This is a genomic window from Methylobacterium sp. Gmos3, from assembly GCF_056430985.1.
In genome coordinates, this window is sequence record NZ_JBWJYL010000007.1 from 105,562 (window position 1) to 123,963 (window position 18,402).

The following is an 18,402-nucleotide window of genomic DNA, read 5'->3' on the forward strand; positions in this document are numbered from 1 at the left end:
CCTCACGAGGGGCGGCAGGTCCCATCCGCCGCCCCGTCCCAGAGGCTGACGCCGCCGCCGGGATGGCATTGGCCGGGGAAGGCCAGGGTGATCAGCTTGGCGAGGGCGGAGGCCTCCTCCTCGTTGTAGCCGATCTCGCCGACGACCTTCCCCGTCCTGTCGAAGAGTTCGACGGCCGCGCTGTGCTCCAGCGTGTAGTCGCCGTCCTGGCCGGCGATGCGCTTCACATGGACGTGGAACAGGTCGGCCATCCGGTCGATCTCGGCCTGCGTTCCCGTGAGGGCGCGGATGCGCGGATCGAACGAGGTCAGGTACTCGCGCACCACGTCCGGGGTGTCGCGGGCAGGGTCGAGGGTGACGAAGACGACGTTGAGCCTGTCGCCGTCCTTGCCCATCCGGCCGAGCGCGTTCGTCAGCGTCGAGAGGGTGGTGGGGCACACGTCCGGGCAGCGGGTGAAGCCGAAGAACAGGGCGGTCGGCTTGCCCTTCAGGTCCGCCTCCGTCACCGGCTTGCCGTCGAGGTCGGCGAGGGTGAACGGGCCGCCGACCCGGCGCGGATGGCTGAAGGACGAGCCCTGCTGCAGCATGACCGCGCCCGTGCCCGCCGCCACGAGGGCGAGCATCACACCGGAGGCGAGGACGGCAAGCGGGGTCGAGATCACGGGCGGCATCCGAAGGCGGCGCGGCGGCCACCTTCAGATAAAGGCGCAGGCGGGGGTTTGCCACCGCCCCGACCGCAACCGCGTCATTGCGAGCGCAGCGAAGCAACCCAGGGAGCCGCAACATCTGAAAGCGGCCCGCTGCCCTGGATTGCTTCGCTGTCGCTCGCAAAGACGGCGAGGGGAGGAGGTCCCCGTCCTAGCGCGTTTTCGGGAAAACCCAGATCATGCTGCATCTCCCGTCTTTGCGAGCGAAGCGAAGCAATCCAGGGATCCGCCACATCCGTTCAGGTCCCGCTGCCCTGGATTGCTTCGCTGTCGCTCGCAAAGACGGTGAAGCAAGTGATCCGGATCAAACCGAAACTGCGCTAGCTCGCCGACACCTGCCGCTGCGGCACGAGGTCGTTGGCGATGATCTCGCCGAACGGGCCGTCGTTGCGGGCCTTGCTCGCGGCGCGGCCGGTGGTCTCGCGTAGGGGGAGCTTGGGGAAGACCAGCTCCGCGAAGCGGTAGGCCTCCTCCAGATGCGGGTAGCCGGAGAGGATGAACCGGTCGATCCCGAGGTCGATGTATTCCTTCATGCGGTCGGCGACCTGATCGGCCGAGCCGACCAGCGCCGTGCCCGCCCCGCCACGCACCAGCCCGACGCCGGCCCAGAGGTTCGGCGATACCACGAGCTTGTCGCGCTTGCCCCCGTGCAGGGCCATCATGCGGCTCTGGCCGACGCTATCCTGGCGCTTCAGGGTCTCCTGCGCCTTGGCGATGGTGGCGTCGTCCACGCGCGAGATCAGCCGCTCGGCGGCGTCCCAGGCCTCGGCCTCGGTCTCGCGGACGATGACGTGCAGGCGGATGCCGTAGGAGAAGGTCTTGCCCTTCGCGGCGGCGGCCGCCTTCGCGGTCGCGATCTTCTCCGCGACCTGGGCCGGGGGCTCGCCCCAGGTGAGGTAGACGTCGCAATGCTCGGCGGCGACGGCGATGCCGGCGGGCGAGGAGCCGCCGAAATACAGTGGCGGATAGGGCTTCTGGACGGAGGGGAAGATCACCCGCCCGTTCTCCACCCGCAGGTGCTGCCCCGCGTAACTCACGGTCTCGCCGGCCACGAGGCCGCGCCAGATGTGCAGGAACTCGTCCGTCACCGCGTAGCGCTCGTCGTGCGAGAGGAACACGCCGTCGCCGGCCAGTTCCACGGGATCGCCACCGGTCACGACGTTGATGAGCAGGCGGCCGTTCGAGATCCGGTCGAGGGTCGCGGCCATGCGGGCGGCGGCAGAGGGCTCCTGCAAACCGGGCCGCACCGCCACGAGGAAGCGCAGGTCCCGCGTCAGGGGTGCGAGCGCCGAGGCGACGATCCACGAATCCTCGCAGGAGCGGCCGGTCGGCAGCAGCACGCCGAAATAGCCGAGCTCGTCGGCGGCCTGGGCGATCTGCCGGAGGTAGGGGAGTGACACCTCCCGCGCGCCCTCGGCGGCGCCGAGATAGCGCCCGTCGCCATGGGTCGGGAGGAACCAGAGGACGTCGGCGCGCCCGTCATGCGGTTGGGTCATGGGGATTGGTCCTTTCTCAGGCGGCTTGGCTCAAGCGGCCTGCGGCGCGCCGAGGAGATGGTCGAGGATGCGCCCTTCCAGGCGCGCGAGGTCCGGCTCGCCCCGGCGGCGGGGGCGGGGCACGTCGACCCGCAGGTCGAGGGCGACGCCGCCGCCCTCCATCACGAGGATGCGGTCGGCCAGCGCCACCGCTTCGCTCACGTCGTGGGTGACGAGGAGGGCGGTGAACCCTTGCGTGCGCCAGATGCGCTCGATCAGGTCCTGCATCCCGATCCGCGTCAGGGCGTCGAGGGCGCCCAGCGGCTCGTCCAGGGCGAGCAGGCCCGGCCCGCTCACCAGGGCGCGGGCCAGGGCGACGCGCTGGCGCTGCCCGCCGGAGAGGGTCGCGGGCCATTGCCCCGCCTTGTCCGCGAGGCCGACTTCGGCGAGCGCCGCCCGCGCCCGGTCGCGCCGCTCCGCGCGGGTGCCGAGCCCGGTCAGGCCCACGGCGACGTTGTCGAGCACGCTCGCCCAGGGGAGCAGACGCGGCTCCTGGAACATGATGCGCTTCGGCGGGACCGCGCGGGGCGAGGCGGCCGAGGGCGCCTCGACGGTGACGCGGCCGGCGCTGGGGCGCTCCAATCCGAGGATCGTGCGCAGCAGGGTGCTCTTGCCGCAGCCGGAGCGGCCGACGATGGCCGTGAAGCTGCCGGCCGGCAGGAACAGGTCGAGCCCGGCGATGACGGGGTTCCCGTCGAAGCTCTTGTGCAGGCCGTTCACGGTGACGGAGAGCCCCCGCCCGGCGGGCCGGGGAGGGGGCGCCGCGCGGGTGATAGTCGGGGCGGCGGGAGGGAGCGTGTCCCGGCTCACGGCGTCGAGCAGCATCAGGCGCTCCTGTAGGCGGGGTTCCAGGACAGGCAGCTGCGCTCCAGCGCCCGGGTGAGGGTGTCCGCGAGCTTGCCCAGCGCCGCGTAGATAAGGATCGCCAGCACCACGACGTCCACGAGCATGAACTCGCGCGCCTGCATCGCCATGTAGCCGAGGCCGGAGGAGGCCGAGATCGTCTCGGCGACGATCAGCGTCAGCCACATGATGCCGAGCGCGTAGCGCAGGCCCACGAAGATCGAGGGCAGGGCGCCGGGCAGCACCACCCGGCGGAACAGCTCCGCGCGGGACATGCCGTAGACCCGGCCCATCTCCACCAGCGCCGGGTCCACCGAGCGGATGCCGTGCAGCGTGTTGGCGTAGATCGGGAAGAACACGCCGAGCGCCACGAGGAACAGCTTCGCCTCCTCGCCGATGCCGAACCACAGGATCACCAGGGGGATCAGCGACAGGTGGGGCACGTTGCGCACCATCTGCACGGAGGTGTCGGTGAGGGTCTCGGACAGGCGCGACAGCCCGTTGGCGAGGCCCAGCGCGAAGCCGATGCCGCCGCCGATGGTGAAGCCCGCCAGCGCGCGCAGGGTGCTGACCCCGAGATTGGTCCAGAGTTCGCCCGTCCGCGCGGCCTCGTAGCCGGCGCGGACCACGTCGAGGGGGGCCGGCATGACGCGGTTCGAGACGAGGCCGGTGGAGACGGCGGCCTGCCAGCCGACGAGCAGCGCCGCCGGCAGCAGCCAGGGAACCGTCGCGTCGCGCAGGCGGGGGAGGGTGAAGGTGCGGGCCATCGGCAATCAGGCCTTGTCCGGGCGGGGCCACACCGCGTCAGCGACGCGGATCGGCTTCGGCAGCAGGCCGAGGCCGTGGAACGTGTCGGCGATCCGCTGCTGGTCGTCGATCGCCGCCGGATCGAGGGGCGCGACGCCATAGGCGAGCCGGCCGAGGGCGACCGTCAGGATCGGCGCGGGGATGCCGACCGAGGGCGCGAGTTCGGCCGCGACGCTCTCCGCGTGGCCGGCGGCCCAGTCGTCGATCTCGCCCACCGCCTTGAGGATCGTCTGGACGATCTCGGGCTCCGCATCCACGAAGCCGCGCCGGGAAAGGTAGAACAGCCGGTTCGGGGCAAGGCCTGTCCCATCCGCCAGGATCCGGGCGCCCGTGGCGGCCTCGGCGGCGGCGAAATACGGGTCCCAGATCGCCCAGCCATCCACCGATCCGCGCACGAAGGCGGCGTTGGCATCGGAGGGCGACAGGTAGGCGGTGGTGATGGCGCCGTAGGGCACGCCCGCCGCCTCCAGCGCCCGCACCAGCAGGAAGTGGACGTTGGATCCCTTGTTGAAGGCCACCGTCTTGCCGCGCAGGTCGGCGACGCTCTTCAAAGGGCTGTCCTTCGGCACGAGGATCGCCTCGCTGCGCGGGGCCGGCGGCTCCGCGCCGACGTAGCGAAGCTCGGAACTCGCGGCCTGCGCGAAGATCGGCGGCGCCTCGCCCGCCACGCCGAAATCGATGGCCCCGGCGTTCAGCGCCTCCATGATCGGCGGGCCTGACGGGAACTCGGACCACGCCACCCGCCAGCCGCGCGGTTCGAGGACCTTCTCCAGGGTCCCGCGCGCCTTCAGGAGCACGAGCGAGCCGTATTTCTGGTAGCCGATCCGCACCGTGCCGCCGGCCGCGCGGGCGGGGCGCAGGGTGAGGGACGCCGCGAGGCCGAGGCTGGCGGACAGGAGCAGGCGCCGGCTCGGGCCGGCCTCGGACGCGTGAAGCAGGGTCTTGGCGTGGGTCATCGTCGTCAGCCGTTGCGGTCGGTGGCCTGCCACACCGCGTCGGCGACGCGGATCGGGCGGGGGATCAGCTTCAGGGCGTGGAAGCGGTCGGCGATGGCCTGCTGCGCGGCGATGACGCGCGGGTTCATCGGGCCGATCACGTACTCGGTGCGGTCCACCGCCCGCCGTGTGGCGGGCAGGGGCACGCCGGTTCCCGCCGAGAGCAGGGCTGCGACTTCGCCCCTGTTCCCGGTGCACCACGCGGCCACCCGGCCGAGGGCGGCGATGGCGGCCGAGAGCACGGCGGACCGCTGCTCCGCGAGGGCGCGGCTCGCCAGGAAGAAGTTGTTCTGCGGGGCGATCTCGTCGGCGGTGGCCAGCACCCTCACGCCCTCGCCGGCCTCCGCGATGGCGAAGTAGGGGTCCCAGATCGTCCAGGCATCGATGCTGCCGCGCGCGAAGGCGGCGGCCGCGTCGGCGGGGGCGAGCGTCACGGGCTCGATGTCGGCATAGGTCAGCCCGGCCTTCTCCAGGGCCGCCACGGTAAGGTTGTGGGCGCTCGAGGCCTTCGCGAAGGCGACGCGCTTGCCCTTCAGCTCCGCGAGGCTTTTGAGGGTCGAGCCCTTGGGCAGCAGGATGCCGGAGCCGGAGCCGCCCGATTCCTGCGCGGCGGCGTAGACGAGGGTGGATCTCGCGGCCTGCGCGAAGATCGGCGGCGCGTCGCCGGTCTGGCCGAAATCGATCCCGTCGAGCGACAGCGCTTCGAGGAGCGGCGGCCCGAAGGAGAACTCGACCCAGCTGACCCTGTGGCCCAGGGGCTCGACGGCCGCCTCGATCGCCCGCTGCTGCTTGGCGACGACGAGGATGCCGTTCTTCTGGTAGCCGATGCGCAGCACCCCCGGTTCCGCCGCACGGGCGACGTTGAGGGTGGGCAGGGCGGCGAGGCCGGCGAGGAGGGTGCGCCTGTGCAGGGTCATGGCGCTCACCGGGACGCGGCGAGGGGGAGCGGGGCGTTCGCCGCCGCCCGGTGCGCCAGCAGGTCGGCGAGGAGGCCCCCCGCGAGCCCGACGCGCTCGCGCACCCCCTGGTCGGTCAGGGCGCCGTCGGTGAACTCGGCATCCGAAGCATAGACCGTCACCGGCACCTGCAGGGCGCCGAAGAAGCCGAAGAGCGGCCGGAACGCATGTTCCACCACCAGCGCGTGCCGGGCGCCGCCGCCCGTCGCGGCGATGGCGACCGGCTTGCCCACCAGGGCGGCCGGATCGACCAGATCGAACAGGTGCTTGAACAGGCCGGTATAGCTGCCCTTGTAGACCGGCGAGCCGACGACCAGCCCGTCCGCCTCCTCGATGGCCTCCACCAGCCGTCGGGCGGGGAGGGAGAGCTGGTCCCGCGTCCAGGCGGCGCCGAGGCCGGTGCCGGCATCCACGAAGTCGAACACGCGGGTCTCGACCGGGCCGCGTGCGGCGGCCTCGCGGACGATCAGGTCGACAAGGGTGCGTGTCTTGGACGGGCGCTGGACGTTCGCGCTCAGGCCGACGAGTCTCGGACGGGTCATCGCGGGATCTTTCCGGTGGCTCTGGCCGCGACGGCGCGTATTCCGCGCCGGGCAAGCCAAGGTGTCGCCATCAAGGGTGGCGCCGGGCGGCATCCCCGTCAATGAAATGCCTTTTCAAAGATCGCCTTCGAGCCAGAGGATATTTCCGGCTTAGCGGCAAAAGGCAGAAATAGCCTCGCCGGAGCCCTCGTTGGGCAGCCTAACTCTTCGCCGCACTTACCTTTTGCGCAATGGATATTGAGAAGAATACTATCGCCGCTTTGGCCGCGCGGCGAAGAAAATCGCGCCGCGGCGGCATCCCGGAGGGGGAATCCGCCGCGGCGCCGCGCGTCAGGGCGAGACGCGGACCACGAGCTTGCCGAAGTTGCGGCCCTTGAGCATCCCGATGAAGGCCTCAGGCGCCTTCTCCAGCCCCTCGACCACGTCCTCGCGGTACTGCACGCGGCCGTCCTTGATCCACGCGCCGACCTCCCGGCGGAACTCGTCGGCCTGGGACGCGAAGTCCCAGACGATGAAGCCCTGGATGCGCAGGCGCTTGGTCAGCACCATGCGCATCAGCGCCGGCTGGCGGTCCGGGCCGGGGGGGACCTCGGTGGCGTTGTAGGCCGAGACGAGCCCGCAGACCGGCAGGCGGGCGAAATCGTTGAGGAGCGGCAGCACCGCGTCGAACACGGCCCCGCCGACATTCTCGAAATAGACGTCGATGCCCTTGGGGCAGGCGCGGGCCAGGGCGTCGGCGAAGTCCGGGGCGCGGTGGTCGATGGCGGCGTCGAAGCCGAGTTCCTCGGTGAGGTAGCGGCACTTGTCCGGCCCGCCCGCGATGCCCACCGCCCGCGCGCCCTTCAGCCGGGCGATCTGCCCGACCATGGAGCCCACCGGCCCCGTCGCGGCGGCGACCACGACGGTCTCGCCCGCCTTCGGCTGGCCGATGTTGAGCAGGCCCGTATAGGCCGTCATGCCCGGCATCCCGAGGACGCCCAGCGCCGTCGAGGGCGGGGCCTCGGCGGGGTCGATCCGGCGGGAGCCCTTGCCGTCCGTGACGAAGTATTCCTGCCAGCCGGCGAAGGCGGTGAGCAACTCGCCGACCCTGTAGTCGGGATGGTTCGAGGCCACGACCTCGCCGACTGTCTCGGCGGTGATCGGCGCGCCGATCTCCACCGGCGCGGCATAGGATTTCGCCGCGCTCATGCGGCCGCGCATGTACGGATCGAGGGAGAGCCATTTCGTCCGAAGCAGCACCTGCCCCGGACCCGGCTCGGGGATCGGCACCTCTTCCAGGCGGAAATCGTCGGGCTTCGGCTCACCGTGCGGGCGGGAGGCCAGGACGATGCGGCGGTTCATGGCGGCCATGCGGGGACCCCGTGGTCGGGTGTGGATCGGACCCCGGATCTGGGGCGTCCCGCCCTTCAGGGCAAACCGCAACGAGCGGGGCGCGCGCGCGTTGGGCCAGTCCTGCGATGGGAGAACGGGAATGCGCGCGTTCGTGGCCGGCCTCTGTCTGGCGGCCCTGGCCTTCGGAGCCTCGGCGGCCCGCGATCCCCTAACCGCCCAGCGCTGGCGCGCGCGCATCCTCGTAGTCTCGGCGCCGGGGCCGGACGATGCCGGCCTGAAGGCTCAGCGCGCCGCCCTCGGGCCGGTGCGGGACGGGCTCGCCGAACGGAACCTCGTGGTGATGGAGGCGGTGGGCAAGGGGCCGGAGGCGACGGCCCTGCGCAAGCGACTGCGCCTGCCGCCGGAGGCCTTCCGCGCCGTGCTGATCGGCAAGGATGGCGGGGCGAAGCTCGTGTCCGAAGAACCGATCCCGCCTCAGACCCTGTTCGCCACCATCGATGCGATGCCGATGCGCCAGGACGAGATGCGGGACCGTCCGGGCAGCCGGTAACAGGGGAACGAGGACCTTCGCGACACGAACAGTTAAGCCTACCCGCCTATCACCGGGAGGTGCCTGGCCGCCCGTCCGGCCGTCCTCCCGATTCTCCGCGAAGACGCTCGACCGATGACCCGTGAACAAGTCGCCACCGCACTCCGCCGCCTCGTCGCCTCGCAGGTCGAGGATATCGAGCGCGCGGTCCGCGATGGTCACAAGACCATCGCCCTCAACGAGCTCGCCGACCTCAACCGCCAGCTCAAGGCCTTTGCCGCTGCACTGAAGAAGGCGCCAGCCCGTATCTGATTTTCTGTCGCAGTATTGCGAGGAATATTATTCAGAACCGGGCGGCGCGATGGTCTATATTGAAGTCGTGGGAAAGATATTAACCCAACAATACGGCTGGAAACGAAGATTGCTCGCGTATTGACTCTCTTCGAGCTGCTAAAATAATTGATATCGCCGACAGATATTTATTCGTCGGCTCATTATTGCCGGCATGTGCTTGAGCAATACATGCACAGCCGGCCAGCAAGATAAGGGGTTTTCCATGAGCTTCGGTTTTGACTTCGACTCGAGCCTCGAGTCGATCTACAATCATGTCCAGGAAGATCTGGCGCATGTCGCGCAGTACCTGCCGTCGGACGTGACGATCCCGTCCTTTGACGATTTCGTCAAAGACGTCGCCTCGCTCGGCAACCTGGATTCGATCGTGAGCAAGGTCCCGCAGATCGCGAACCCGGCGTCGGTGACGCTGCCGCAGGACACCTTGTTCGACTTCGCCAGCATCCCGCAGCACGTCGTCGAGCAGAGCGGCGACAACTGGTCGACCAAGGTTTCGGACGGGCACCAGGACTCGTCGAGCCATACGGGCGCGGGCTCGCATGGGTGGTCGAACTCCGGCTCCTACGCGAACGCCTTCCCGAAGGCCTCCTGATGTGAAGGCGCCGGCCGCTCCGTCGTGGGGCGGCCGGCGCTCGTCTACTTCTGCATCGCCTCGGCTTCGCACTGGGCGTAGGCCGAACTCGCCTTCACATAGGCGTTGAGCTTCTGGAGATAGGCCTCGGCCAGGGGCCGGAACGCCTGGGCCTGGGTGTTATAGGCCTTCACCGCATCGTTGTAGCTGTAGGCCTCCCAGCCGGGGCAGCCCTCCTTCGCCTCCAAGCAGGCCGGTTTCGGCGGCAGGGCCGGCTTGGCGGGCCGCTCGCCGACCGGGGGTGGCACCGGAACCGTGCAGGGCGTCGCGACCGGCGGGGGGGCTGCCTGGACCGGCGCCGAGGGCGGCTTGGCGGGGGGCTTGGCGGCGGGCGCCGCCAGCGCCGCAGCGGGCCACAGGGCGCCCGCGAGGAGGAGAAGCAGGCCGCGCGTCATCCCAAACACTCCGCCATCGCCCCGCCGAGAGGGCGGGGGCCGGCGGGTTCTGCGGCATCAGCCGCGCGGCGACAAGCGCGGGGTCGCACCCCGGAGGCGAGGCGCCGCGCGCGAGGTCCGCACCAGGGCCGTGACCGGCAGGGCGAGGCCCACAGCGAGCACCCACCATGCGGGCCGGATCGGGCCGGAGAAGTCGAGATTCGCCGCCAGGACGAGGCTCGCCGGCACGCCGCTGGCGAGCCCGTACCACGCCGCCTCCAGCCCCGCCGTCAGCAGCGCGGCGGCGAGGGCGAGCAGAAGCAGCGCCCAGGGCCGCTCGGGCAGGCGGAACTTGCGCATGATCCGCCAGCCCATCAGCAGCAGGAACACGCCCGTCCAGAAGACCGGCGCGGAGACGTCGATCTTCGCCTGCAGGAAGTAGTGGACGAGGCCCAGCACCGTGATCGTGTAGACGAGCCGGTGCAGCCGGTGCCAATTCGGCCCCATGTTGCGGATCGCGGCATCGGTCGAGGTGGCGCCGAGCGCGATCAGCCCGGCCAGGGCGACGAAGCCGATCGTCAGGTAGATCCGCAGGGCGATCTCCGACACGACCTTGGCGAGGTCGAAATTCTGGTCCGCCACGTAGAGGGCGAGGTGGCCCAGCGCGTAAGCCATGGCGGTCACGCCGAGCATCCGCCGCACCAGGATCAGCTTCGGCCAATCGGCGATGCGCCGCAGGGGCGTGATGGCGAGGCTCGCGAGCAGGAAGCGCACCGCCCATTCGCCGGTCCCGTGGATCAGCGCGGTGACGGGCTTCGCCCCCAGCGCGTCGAGCCGATAGGCGACGGCGAGTTCGCAGGCCGGCGCGAGACAGGCCAGGAACAGGACGAGCTTCAGCCAGGACAGACGGCCCGCCCTGTCGAGCCAGGGCCAGGGCCTGGGTGCCGGGCGGGAGGCCGGGCGGGAATCCGGGATGGCGGTGCGGGTCATGGGGATCGGTCTATGGGACACGGAGACGGTAACGGCGTGGCGGCCATTCCGTCCCCTCACGGGTCAGTTCGCCGCGCCGACGCCTCCGGTTACGCCCGAGGCCGGTTGACGACACAAGGTCGCGGCCGACATTGGACGGGATCGCGTGCAGAGGATCCATCCCGTCATGCAGTACCGCAATCTCGGCCGTTCCGGCCTCAAGGTCTCGCCGATCTGCCTCGGCACGATGATGTTCGGCGGCCCCACCGAAGAGGCCGATGCCGGGCGGATCGTCTCCCATGCCCGCGAGGCGGGGGTGAATTTCATCGACACGGCCAACGTCTACACCGATGGCCGCTCCGAGGAGGTCACTGGCCGCCTCATCGCCGCCGACCGCCATGCCTGGGTGCTGGCGACGAAGGTCGCGACGCCGGTCGGCACCGGGCCGCAGGAAAGCGGCTTGTCGCGCGTACACATCATGAAGGAGGTCGAGGACAGCCTGCGCCGGCTCGGCACCGACTTCATCGACATCTACTACCTCCACAAGGAGGATCACGGCACGCCGCTCTCCGAGACCGTTCGGGCGATGGCCGACCTCGTGAGGGCCGGCAAGATCCGCCATTTCGGCGTCTCGAACCATCGCGCGTGGCGCGTCGCGGAGATCTGCCGCCTCTGCGACGAGGCCGGCATCGACCGGCCGGTGGTGAGCCAGCCCTATTACAACGCCTTCAACCGGATGCCGGAGACCGAGCACCTGCCAGCCTGCGCCCATTACGGGCTCGGGGTCTTCCCGTATTCGCCGCTGGCGCGCGGCGTCCTCACCGGCAAGTACGATCCCGATGCCCCGCCGCCGGAGGAGAGCCGCGCCGGACGGGCCGACAAGCGCATGATGCAGACGGAATGGCGCCCGGAATCCCTGCGGATCGCCCGGCTGTTCCGGGACCATGCGCAGGCGCGGGGCATCAGCGCCGGGCAGTTCGCCACGGCCTGGGTGCTCAACAACCGTCTGATCACGGGCGTGATCGCCGGGCCGCGCACCCTGGCGCAGTGGGAGGAATATGTCGGCGCCCTCGACTACCGCTTCACGGCCGAGGACGAGGCGCTGGTGGATTCGCACGTCGCGGTCGGCCACCCCTCGACCCCCGGCTACAACGACCCGGCCTACCCGATCGAGGGCCGCCTGCCGCGCTCCGGCGAGGCCTGAGGCCGCCTCGAAGTCTGGCCGGAAAACAGGTCGGGACAGGGGGCCGCTCAGGCTCCCCGGCCCGACGCTCAGGAGGCCTTGGCGATCGGCGCGCGGGCCGTGTTGGGCAGGAGGTTCCGGCTCGCCTCCTCGACGGTGGTGAGCCAATCCTCGACCGCGCCGACGCGCTGGTCGGCGGCCTGGGCGCGCTCCTCGGCCCGCTGGACGCGGGCATCGGCGCGGGCCTGGATCGCATTGATCCGCGCCTCCGCCAGGGCCTGGATCTCGCGGGCCTTCGTATCGACCTGGGCCTGGGCCTGGGCGACGAGGCCCTTGTAGCGCTCGACGTCGTCGAGGGCGCGCTTCAGGTCGCTCGCCAGCGCCTCATAGGCGGCGTTCTGCTGGCGCAGGCGCTCGTCTTGCACCTGCGCGGCGGCGCCGGCCGCCGAGATCGTCTCAACGAGCCCCGTCCAGTCCGAGACTTCGTGCCGGTCCGCCTGCATCTCGATCGTCGGCGCGGGCCGCGAGACCCGTCCCGTGTTCGAGGAGCCCTGCGGAGACCGGTGCCGCGGCACCCGGACGATGGTGGCGGCGATGCGGGCGTCGAGCTGGTCCCAGAATCCTTCGTCTATCCCTGGCATGACGGCCCCCTGTCCCCGCGGACCGTCACGCCACGGCGGCGCGGCCGATGCTGGAACGGATCGCGGCGGCTTCGTCCGAACCCGGCGCGAACTCGGACTCGATCGCCTCGGCGACGCGGCGCAGCCAGCCCTCGGCGTTCTCGGCCCGCTCCTCGGCGACCCGGGCACGGTCCTCGGCGGCCTTGATCAGGGCGTTGGCCTGGGCCTGGATGTCCCGCGCACGCTGCTCGGCCGCCTGCACTTGGCTACGGGCGACCTGCATGTCGGAGCGCACTTGGTCGAGCAGTTCCTGGGTGCGGAACTCCTGCTCCTGAGCGCGGTCCTCGACGTCGCGGATGTAGCTCGCCGCGTCGCGGACCCGCTCCAGCAGGCTGGCCATCTTGTCGGAGCTCGGGAACCCGTCGAGGGCGCCCCGCTCGGACGTCTTTCCGGCCGTGTTCAGCAGCAGGATCTTTTTCACCTGCTCGGCGTTCGCGAACTTCTTGCCCTTGTCCATGAGGGAGCTGACCGTGGGGTTCTGATCGTAGCTGTGGTCGTCCATCGGTCCCGGTCCCGTTTCGTCCCTGTTGCGTTGGTCCCCGGCGCGGGCCGGGCACGGTGAGAGCGACGGCTCAGACGCCGGTATGGACGCCGGTCAGAAGGTTCTTGGCGGCGTTGTCGATGCGCTGCAACCACTTCTCGGCGGTCACGGCGCGCAGGTTGGCGGCGCGGGTCTTCTCCTCGGCGATCTTCACGCGGCCGTCGGCCTCGTTGCGGATCGAGCGGATCTGCGCCTCGGCGGCGAGCCGGATCTCCTGAACCTGGGCGTCGGCCTCGGCCTGGATCCGCTGCACCCGGGCATCGGCCTGGAGCTGCGTCTCGGCGGCTTGCTTCTCGAAGAGGCGCAGGCGCTGGTGGACGTCGCGGAGTTCCTTCTGCAGGTCCTGCAGGGTCTCCTTGTACGACTTGGCCTGTTCCTTCACCCGCGAGCGCTGCTCGTCGGCGTAGCCGGCCATGCCGTTGATGATGTCGAGGGTGGTCGTCCAGTCGGCGAGGTCCTCGCCGGAGGCCGGGTCCAGCTCGGCCGCCGCCGCATATTGCGCGGCGTACTGAGCCGAGGCGGAGGCCGCCGCCGAGGCATGGGGCGTCGCCTGCGGCGAAACCTGGGCCGTCACCTGCGGTGAGACCTGAGCCGTCACCTGCGGCCGGATCGCCTCGGCCAGCCCCTCGAGCGCGTCCTCGTCACGGGACGAGGTCGGGTTGTCTAGACTGGATTTCAAAACAAGAATTTCGGCGCTTCTCTGATCAGGAATAGCGTCGAGCCCTTCCGCAAATTGATTCAAAATCTGCGACCAGGGAGTGCGCGCAGTCACCGCCATGTTTCTGCCCTCCACACGAAAACTTAACTTGATCGTATATGGACCATGGCCATGGTTAATGCGCAGTTAACATCCAGTTGCCGGGTAAGCCTTTTCTAATTTGTCCTGCCACGGATTAACATGTGAGAGGCAGTTTTTGCCGGGTGGAGCGTGAAGCCCAGTCGATCATGGTTTGCTGCACTGTAGTGGACGATCCGCTCCCAGGAGGCAGTATCGCAACCACCGGTGGTTCAATGGCTTTGCGATCGGAAGCAAGCCGGAAGAAATGCAACTCCGGCTGGCATAATCCGCCACATCAAGACCGGATGGGCAGATTTTCACAAGGGCGAGAACGGGCAGGAATTGCTTGGCGGGCGCGGAAATTCAGGTTCCGCGCCCTGTCGAATACTGCAATAGCTGTTCGGGGTGAGAGCGGCGAGCCGGCGTTAAAAAATCAACGCGGCCGGGAAGCGGACCCCGTCGCGCGGGTGGCGAGCCAGACCACATGACGCGCCCCGCGCCGGCCGCCGGAACGGGGGCGCACCTCGTCCACCGCGAAGCCGCCGTTCTGCAGGCGCGCCTTGAACTTCCGGTCCGGCCCGCCCGACCACACGCCGAGCACCCCGTTCGGGCTCAGCGCCCAGAGGGCCCGCTTCACGCCCCAGCTGTCGTAGAGCCGGTCGTTCTCCCGCCGGGTCAGGCCCTCGGGGCCGTTGTCGACGTCGAGGAGGATCGCGTCCCAGGCGCCCTGGCCGGATTGGATCAGGCGGTTCACGTCCGCCTCGTGCAGGGCGAGGCGGGGATCCTCGAGGCAACCCTTGAACACGCCAGTGAGCGGCCCCTTGGCCCATTCGATGACCTTGGGCACCAGTTCCGCCACGGCGACATGCGCGTCGGGGCCGAGAGTCGCCAGCGCGGCGCGCAGGGTGAAGCCCATGCCGAGCCCGCCGATCAGCACGCGCGGGGCGCGCATCCCGGCCAGCCGCTCGCAGGCGAGCACGGCCAGCGCCTCCTCCGAGCCGCCGCGAAAGCTGTTCATCAATTCGTTCGACCCGGCGAAGATCGAGAACTCATGGCCGCGCTGCATCAGCCGCAGGGGCGCCTCGCAGCCGGGGACGGGGCCGGTGTCGATCTCGATCCAGGGAAGCACGGTTCACTCTCACGCCGCGCGAAAGGCGGCTCGGGGTCAGGCCGCGCGGCCTGCCTCACAGACGAGGTAGATGCTCGCGCAGAGGTCGGGATAGACCTGACCGAGCGCATAGCACCCATCGAGGTACTCCTGCGAGACGATATCGGTCTTGAGCAGCGCGTCCCACTGGAAGTTCGCCAGCGCCTTGAAGAAGATTCCCGAGCGGTGGACGACGCGCAGGCCCGCCGCCACGGCGTCGCGCTCCAGGGTGTCGAGGGCGTAGGTGCGGCGGTGGCCGTGCTGGCGCTCGGCCTCGGTGACGGCGCTGTGATGCGGGATCAGGCCCATCCGCACGGCGATCTGCCGGGAGGGCGCGTTGGCGTTCGGGCAGGCGACGAGGAGGCGCCCGCCCTCTGCGAGCCATTCGTCGTTCACCCGCCGCAGGACGCCGACCGGATCGTCGAGATGTTCGAGGACATGGGTGAGCACCACCGTGTCGAAGCGGCCGGGCAGGGCGGCCTCCTCGAAGGTGGCGTGGGCGATGGTCGCCGCGCCGCCGAGCCGTTCGCGCGCGGCCTCCACGGCCTCGCCGGAGGCCTCGACGCAGGTGATGTCGGAGAAGTGCGGCGTCAGGCGCCGGGTGAAGTCGCCGCGGAAGCTGCCGAGTTCGAGCAGCCGGCCCGGCCGGAAGAACGGCGTGAAGGCCCGCACCATGTAGCCGTGCATGACGTCGAAATCGAAATCGTAGGCGTAGCGGTGCCCCTGCACATCCTGCGCCTCACGGTCGAAATCGCGTGGTCCGGTCATGGTTCGATCCTCGTCGCCGTGCAGATCCCGTTTGAACCGTACTCTCAATAGGTTACGTCATCCTTCGAGGCCCACTTCGGCCGGAAAGGTTTGGCCTCCCCTCGCCCCGCCTGCGGGGAGAGGGTCGCGACGACCACGGACCTCGGGCCTGCCCGAGATCCGACTTGTGTTGCCCAAGTCGGGCAGGCCCGACTTGGGATGTCGGCGCGGCGAGGCGGCAGCCGACGGTGAGGGGGTTCGCCGAACGAGACTCTTCCGGCGCGCCCCCTCACCGCCGCTTCGGCTGCGCCTCCGCTTCCCGCCGACACGACGAGGTGTCGGCGGGCCTCTCCCCGCAGGCGGGGAGAGGGGGAAGCCGCGATTGTCTGGCCGGACTTTCAAGACGTTACGTCATCCTTCGAGGCCCACTCCGGCCGGGAAAGTTTGGCCTCCCCTCGCCCCGCCTGCGGGGAGAGGGCCGCGACGACCCTGTCGTCGGCGCGGCGAGGCGGCAGCCGAGGGTGAGGGGGTTCGCCGGATGAGCCTCGTTCGGCGCCCCCCCTCACCGCCGCGTCGGCGTCGCCTCCGCTTCCCGCCGACACGACGAGGTGTCGGCGGGCCTCTCCCCGCAGGCGGGGAGAGGGGGAAACCGCGATTGTCCGGCCGGACTCTCGGGACAGGATCACGTGAGACACAGGGGCCGAGACTCACCCCACCAGCCGCGCCGCGCCGAACCCGAATCGCCCGAATGCATCGCCGTTGTAGAGGAGGTACGTGGCCCCGTCGCAGGTGAAGGCGTTCGGGTAGCATTGCATCGCCCCGTCCCACTCGCCCGGCACGCTCGGCAGGCCGAGCATGGCATCGTCCCGCGTCCACGTTGAGAGGTCGTCCGACCACGCGTGGCCGAGCCGGTAGCCCCGCGACGGATCGGTGCGGAAGCCGACCTGCTCGCGGTAGCAGAACACCATGTGGTGGCGACCGTCCCGGTCGAAGACGGTCGGCAGCGCCTGGCACTCGGTGGGGCCGAGGCGATCGGGCACGATCCGGCGGCCGTCTTCCGTCACCCAGGCGATCCCGTCCGCCGAGGTGGCGTGCCCGATCTTGTAGACCCGCTCGGCCTCCGCGCCGGGCGCGGGCCGGGTCCACTCGGTGCCGAATATGTACCACATGTGGAACCGGCCGCCGATCACCCGCACGATCCCGTCGCCGACGAGAAACGGCTCGTTCAGGGTGGCCGAGAGCACCGGCCCGGTCCCATGCCGCTCGAAACTGAGTCCGCCGTCCCGGCTGATGGCGAGGCCGATCCCGGTCTCGACGGAGACCGAGACGCGGCGGCTCCAGCCGGTCGTGTAGCCGAAGACCCGACCCTCGTGAGCCAGTACGGTCATCGGGAAGATGCCGTGCTCGTCGAAGGTGCCCAGCCCGCCGGGTTCGATGACCGGGCTCTGGCTGACGCCGAGGACGGCCGAGAGGTCGCGGGTGAAATCCACGAAGGCGACGAGGCTGCGGTACTTGCCATCCGGATCGCGGCTGCGGGTGGAGACATAGACCCGCACGCGGTCGTCGAGCACGAGGGCCTGCGGCCCCTGCGCGAACGCGCCGATGCCGAAGGGCAGCGGATGCGCCTGAAGGTCGAAGACGAGGCCGAGCCTCTCCCAGCGCATCGGCGTCACCCCATCGGCCCGTCGAGGACGGCGAGGCCGAAGCCGCCGCGCCCGACATCGTTGCCGAGATAGGCGAGGTAGGTGCGCCCATCGACGGCGAAGACGTGCGGGTAGCTCACCATCTGCGCGTCCCACCCCTCCGCCGAAACGTCGAGACCGGCGCGCTCGTCCGCGCGGGTCCATGTCACGAGGTCGTCGCTCCAGGCGTAGCCGATGCGGTAGCCCCGTTCATGGCCCCGGTAATCGGTGCTGTACCGGTAGCAGAAATGCATGTGGTAGCGCCCGTCCGCGAAGAAGACGTCGGGGCTCGCCTGAGCCTCGTCGGGCTCGATCCGGGGCGGGATCAGGTCGCGGCCCGCCTTGGTCCAGGTCAGCCCGTCGGGGGAGGTCGCCATGCGGATGCGATAGACCGGCTCGGCCCGGCCACCATGCATCTTCCAGCTCCGGCCGGCGATGTAGAACAGATACCAGGTGCCGCCGAAGATGCGGACCTTGGGGCCGCTCATCACGAAGGGCTCGTTCGGGCCGTAGGGCAGGATCGGCCCCGACCCCAGGCGCTCGAAGCGTACGCCGCCGTCATGGCTCACGGCGCAGCCGATGGCGGTGTTGAAGGGCACCGATTCGCAGCGCGTCCAGCCGGCGTAATAGGCCCGCACCTCGTCCCCGTGCCGGATCACCGAGACGGGATAGACGCCGAACTCATCGAAGGTCCCGGTCTGCCCCAGGGGCAGGATCGGCGCCTCGGCCACGGCGCGGATCGTGAACAGGTCCGCCCGGTCGAGATCGACATAGGCGCTGTGGCTCACGTATTGCCCGGCCGCGTCGGCGGGCGGGCGGCAGGAAAAGTAGATCCGCACCACGTCGCCGCAGATCAGGGCGCTCGGCGCCTGCGCGAATTCCTTCAGCCAGGGCCTGTCGTGGACCGCCATGGGGTCGAAGACCCGGCCGAGCTTGCGCCAATGCGGCACGTCGTTCCCCCTGTCGTGATGGCGCAGACTACCCGCGCGGCCCTTGCGGCGGAAGGCGATTGCCCGTAAGTTACGTTCAACATTTCTGATGGCAGTCGCGAGGCTGCGGTTCGGAGTGGGCCC

At 70.1% G+C, this 18,402-nt stretch carries 21 protein-coding genes; 4 read left to right on the top strand and 17 right to left on the bottom strand.

Annotation, left to right across the window (positions count from 1 at the left end; translation table 11 throughout):
* Positions 1 to 2: 2 nt before the first annotated feature.
* The 8 genes from ACS5Q7_RS15700 to ACS5Q7_RS15735 form a co-directional block, all read right to left on the bottom strand.
* Entirely contained in the window at positions 3 to 662 is a 660-nt protein-coding gene (locus ACS5Q7_RS15700; protein WP_478340237.1) for an SCO family protein, read from the bottom strand.
* A gap of 365 nt (positions 663 to 1,027) precedes the next feature.
* The gene (gene ssuD, locus ACS5Q7_RS15705; RefSeq protein WP_478340238.1) at positions 1,028 to 2,203 is read right to left on the bottom strand and encodes an FMNH2-dependent alkanesulfonate monooxygenase; all 1,176 of its coding nucleotides are present in this window, start codon (positions 2,201 to 2,203) and stop codon (positions 1,028 to 1,030) included.
* Positions 2,204 to 2,233: 30 nt separating this feature from the next.
* On the bottom strand, positions 2,234 to 3,067 hold the full coding sequence (locus ACS5Q7_RS15710; RefSeq protein WP_478340239.1) for an ATP-binding cassette domain-containing protein: 834 nt from the start codon (positions 3,065 to 3,067) through the stop codon (positions 2,234 to 2,236).
* Positions 3,067 to 3,852, bottom strand: a complete 786-nt coding sequence (gene ssuC / locus ACS5Q7_RS15715; protein WP_478340240.1) for an aliphatic sulfonate ABC transporter permease SsuC — start codon at positions 3,850 to 3,852, stop codon at positions 3,067 to 3,069. Before ssuC ends, ACS5Q7_RS15710 begins: the two co-directional genes overlap by 1 nt.
* Positions 3,853 to 3,858: 6 nt before the next feature.
* Positions 3,859 to 4,848, bottom strand: a complete 990-nt coding sequence (locus ACS5Q7_RS15720; RefSeq protein WP_478340241.1) for a sulfonate ABC transporter substrate-binding protein — start codon at positions 4,846 to 4,848, stop codon at positions 3,859 to 3,861.
* 5 nt (positions 4,849 to 4,853) lie between these two features.
* Positions 4,854 to 5,804, bottom strand: a complete 951-nt coding sequence (locus ACS5Q7_RS15725; protein ID WP_478340242.1) for an aliphatic sulfonate ABC transporter substrate-binding protein — start codon at positions 5,802 to 5,804, stop codon at positions 4,854 to 4,856.
* 5 nt (positions 5,805 to 5,809) lie between these two features.
* On the bottom strand, positions 5,810 to 6,385 hold the full coding sequence (gene msuE / locus ACS5Q7_RS15730; protein WP_478340243.1) for an FMN reductase: 576 nt from the start codon (positions 6,383 to 6,385) through the stop codon (positions 5,810 to 5,812).
* A gap of 330 nt (positions 6,386 to 6,715) precedes the next feature.
* Entirely contained in the window at positions 6,716 to 7,735 is a 1,020-nt protein-coding gene (locus ACS5Q7_RS15735; RefSeq protein WP_478340244.1) for an NADP-dependent oxidoreductase, read from the bottom strand.
* Positions 7,736 to 7,856: 121 nt separating this feature from the next.
* Between ACS5Q7_RS15735 and ACS5Q7_RS15740 the strand changes: the two genes are divergently transcribed.
* The 3 genes from ACS5Q7_RS15740 to ACS5Q7_RS15750 all read left to right on the top strand — a co-directional run bounded on the left by ACS5Q7_RS15740 (position 7,857) and on the right by ACS5Q7_RS15750 (position 9,189).
* Positions 7,857 to 8,267, top strand: a complete 411-nt coding sequence (locus ACS5Q7_RS15740) for a DUF4174 domain-containing protein (RefSeq protein WP_478340245.1) — start codon at positions 7,857 to 7,859, stop codon at positions 8,265 to 8,267.
* A gap of 114 nt (positions 8,268 to 8,381) precedes the next feature.
* Positions 8,382 to 8,558, top strand: a complete 177-nt coding sequence (locus tag ACS5Q7_RS15745) for a hypothetical protein (RefSeq protein WP_243930532.1) — start codon at positions 8,382 to 8,384, stop codon at positions 8,556 to 8,558.
* 244 nt (positions 8,559 to 8,802) lie between these two features.
* The gene (locus tag ACS5Q7_RS15750) at positions 8,803 to 9,189 is read left to right on the top strand and encodes a hypothetical protein (RefSeq protein WP_478340246.1); all 387 of its coding nucleotides are present in this window, start codon (positions 8,803 to 8,805) and stop codon (positions 9,187 to 9,189) included.
* Between the two features lie 44 nt (positions 9,190 to 9,233).
* Here ACS5Q7_RS15750 and ACS5Q7_RS15755 read toward each other — a convergent pair whose 3' ends face one another.
* Together ACS5Q7_RS15755 and ACS5Q7_RS15760 are read right to left on the bottom strand one after the other, a co-directional pair.
* On the bottom strand, positions 9,234 to 9,623 hold the full coding sequence (locus ACS5Q7_RS15755; protein WP_478340247.1) for a hypothetical protein: 390 nt from the start codon (positions 9,621 to 9,623) through the stop codon (positions 9,234 to 9,236).
* Between the two features lie 57 nt (positions 9,624 to 9,680).
* Entirely contained in the window at positions 9,681 to 10,592 is a 912-nt protein-coding gene (locus ACS5Q7_RS15760) for a protein-methionine-sulfoxide reductase heme-binding subunit MsrQ (RefSeq protein ID WP_478340248.1), read from the bottom strand.
* Positions 10,593 to 10,758: 166 nt separating this feature from the next.
* Here ACS5Q7_RS15760 and ACS5Q7_RS15765 point away from each other — a divergent pair, with 166 nt between their 5' ends.
* Positions 10,759 to 11,775 (top strand): aldo/keto reductase, encoded by a 1,017-nt coding sequence (locus tag ACS5Q7_RS15765; RefSeq protein WP_478340249.1) that lies wholly within the window; start codon positions 10,759 to 10,761, stop codon positions 11,773 to 11,775.
* Between the two features lie 68 nt (positions 11,776 to 11,843).
* On the opposite strand, the gene ACS5Q7_RS15770 is transcribed toward ACS5Q7_RS15765, so the two are convergent.
* The 7 genes from ACS5Q7_RS15770 to ACS5Q7_RS15800 form a co-directional block, all read right to left on the bottom strand.
* The gene (locus ACS5Q7_RS15770; protein WP_478340250.1) at positions 11,844 to 12,395 is read right to left on the bottom strand and encodes a hypothetical protein; all 552 of its coding nucleotides are present in this window, start codon (positions 12,393 to 12,395) and stop codon (positions 11,844 to 11,846) included.
* Between the two features lie 25 nt (positions 12,396 to 12,420).
* The gene (locus tag ACS5Q7_RS15775) at positions 12,421 to 12,936 is read right to left on the bottom strand and encodes a hypothetical protein (RefSeq protein ID WP_478340251.1); all 516 of its coding nucleotides are present in this window, start codon (positions 12,934 to 12,936) and stop codon (positions 12,421 to 12,423) included.
* A gap of 70 nt (positions 12,937 to 13,006) precedes the next feature.
* Positions 13,007 to 13,654 (bottom strand): cell division protein DivIVA, encoded by a 648-nt coding sequence (locus ACS5Q7_RS15780; protein WP_478340252.1) that lies wholly within the window; start codon positions 13,652 to 13,654, stop codon positions 13,007 to 13,009.
* A 532-nt stretch (positions 13,655 to 14,186) separates the two neighbouring features.
* Positions 14,187 to 14,882: a spermidine synthase gene (locus ACS5Q7_RS15785; RefSeq protein ID WP_478340253.1), complete on the bottom strand. Its 696-nt coding sequence runs from the start codon at positions 14,880 to 14,882 to the stop codon at positions 14,187 to 14,189.
* A gap of 36 nt (positions 14,883 to 14,918) precedes the next feature.
* Positions 14,919 to 15,668 (bottom strand): class I SAM-dependent methyltransferase, encoded by a 750-nt coding sequence (locus tag ACS5Q7_RS15790; protein WP_478340254.1) that lies wholly within the window; start codon positions 15,666 to 15,668, stop codon positions 14,919 to 14,921.
* A gap of 686 nt (positions 15,669 to 16,354) precedes the next feature.
* Entirely contained in the window at positions 16,355 to 17,311 is a 957-nt protein-coding gene (locus ACS5Q7_RS15795) for a glycoside hydrolase family protein (RefSeq protein WP_478340255.1), read from the bottom strand.
* A gap of 5 nt (positions 17,312 to 17,316) precedes the next feature.
* Positions 17,317 to 18,279, bottom strand: coding sequence for a glycoside hydrolase family protein (locus ACS5Q7_RS15800; RefSeq protein WP_478340256.1), 963 nt, complete (start codon positions 18,277 to 18,279; stop codon positions 17,317 to 17,319).
* Positions 18,280 to 18,402: the final 123 nt, after the last annotated feature.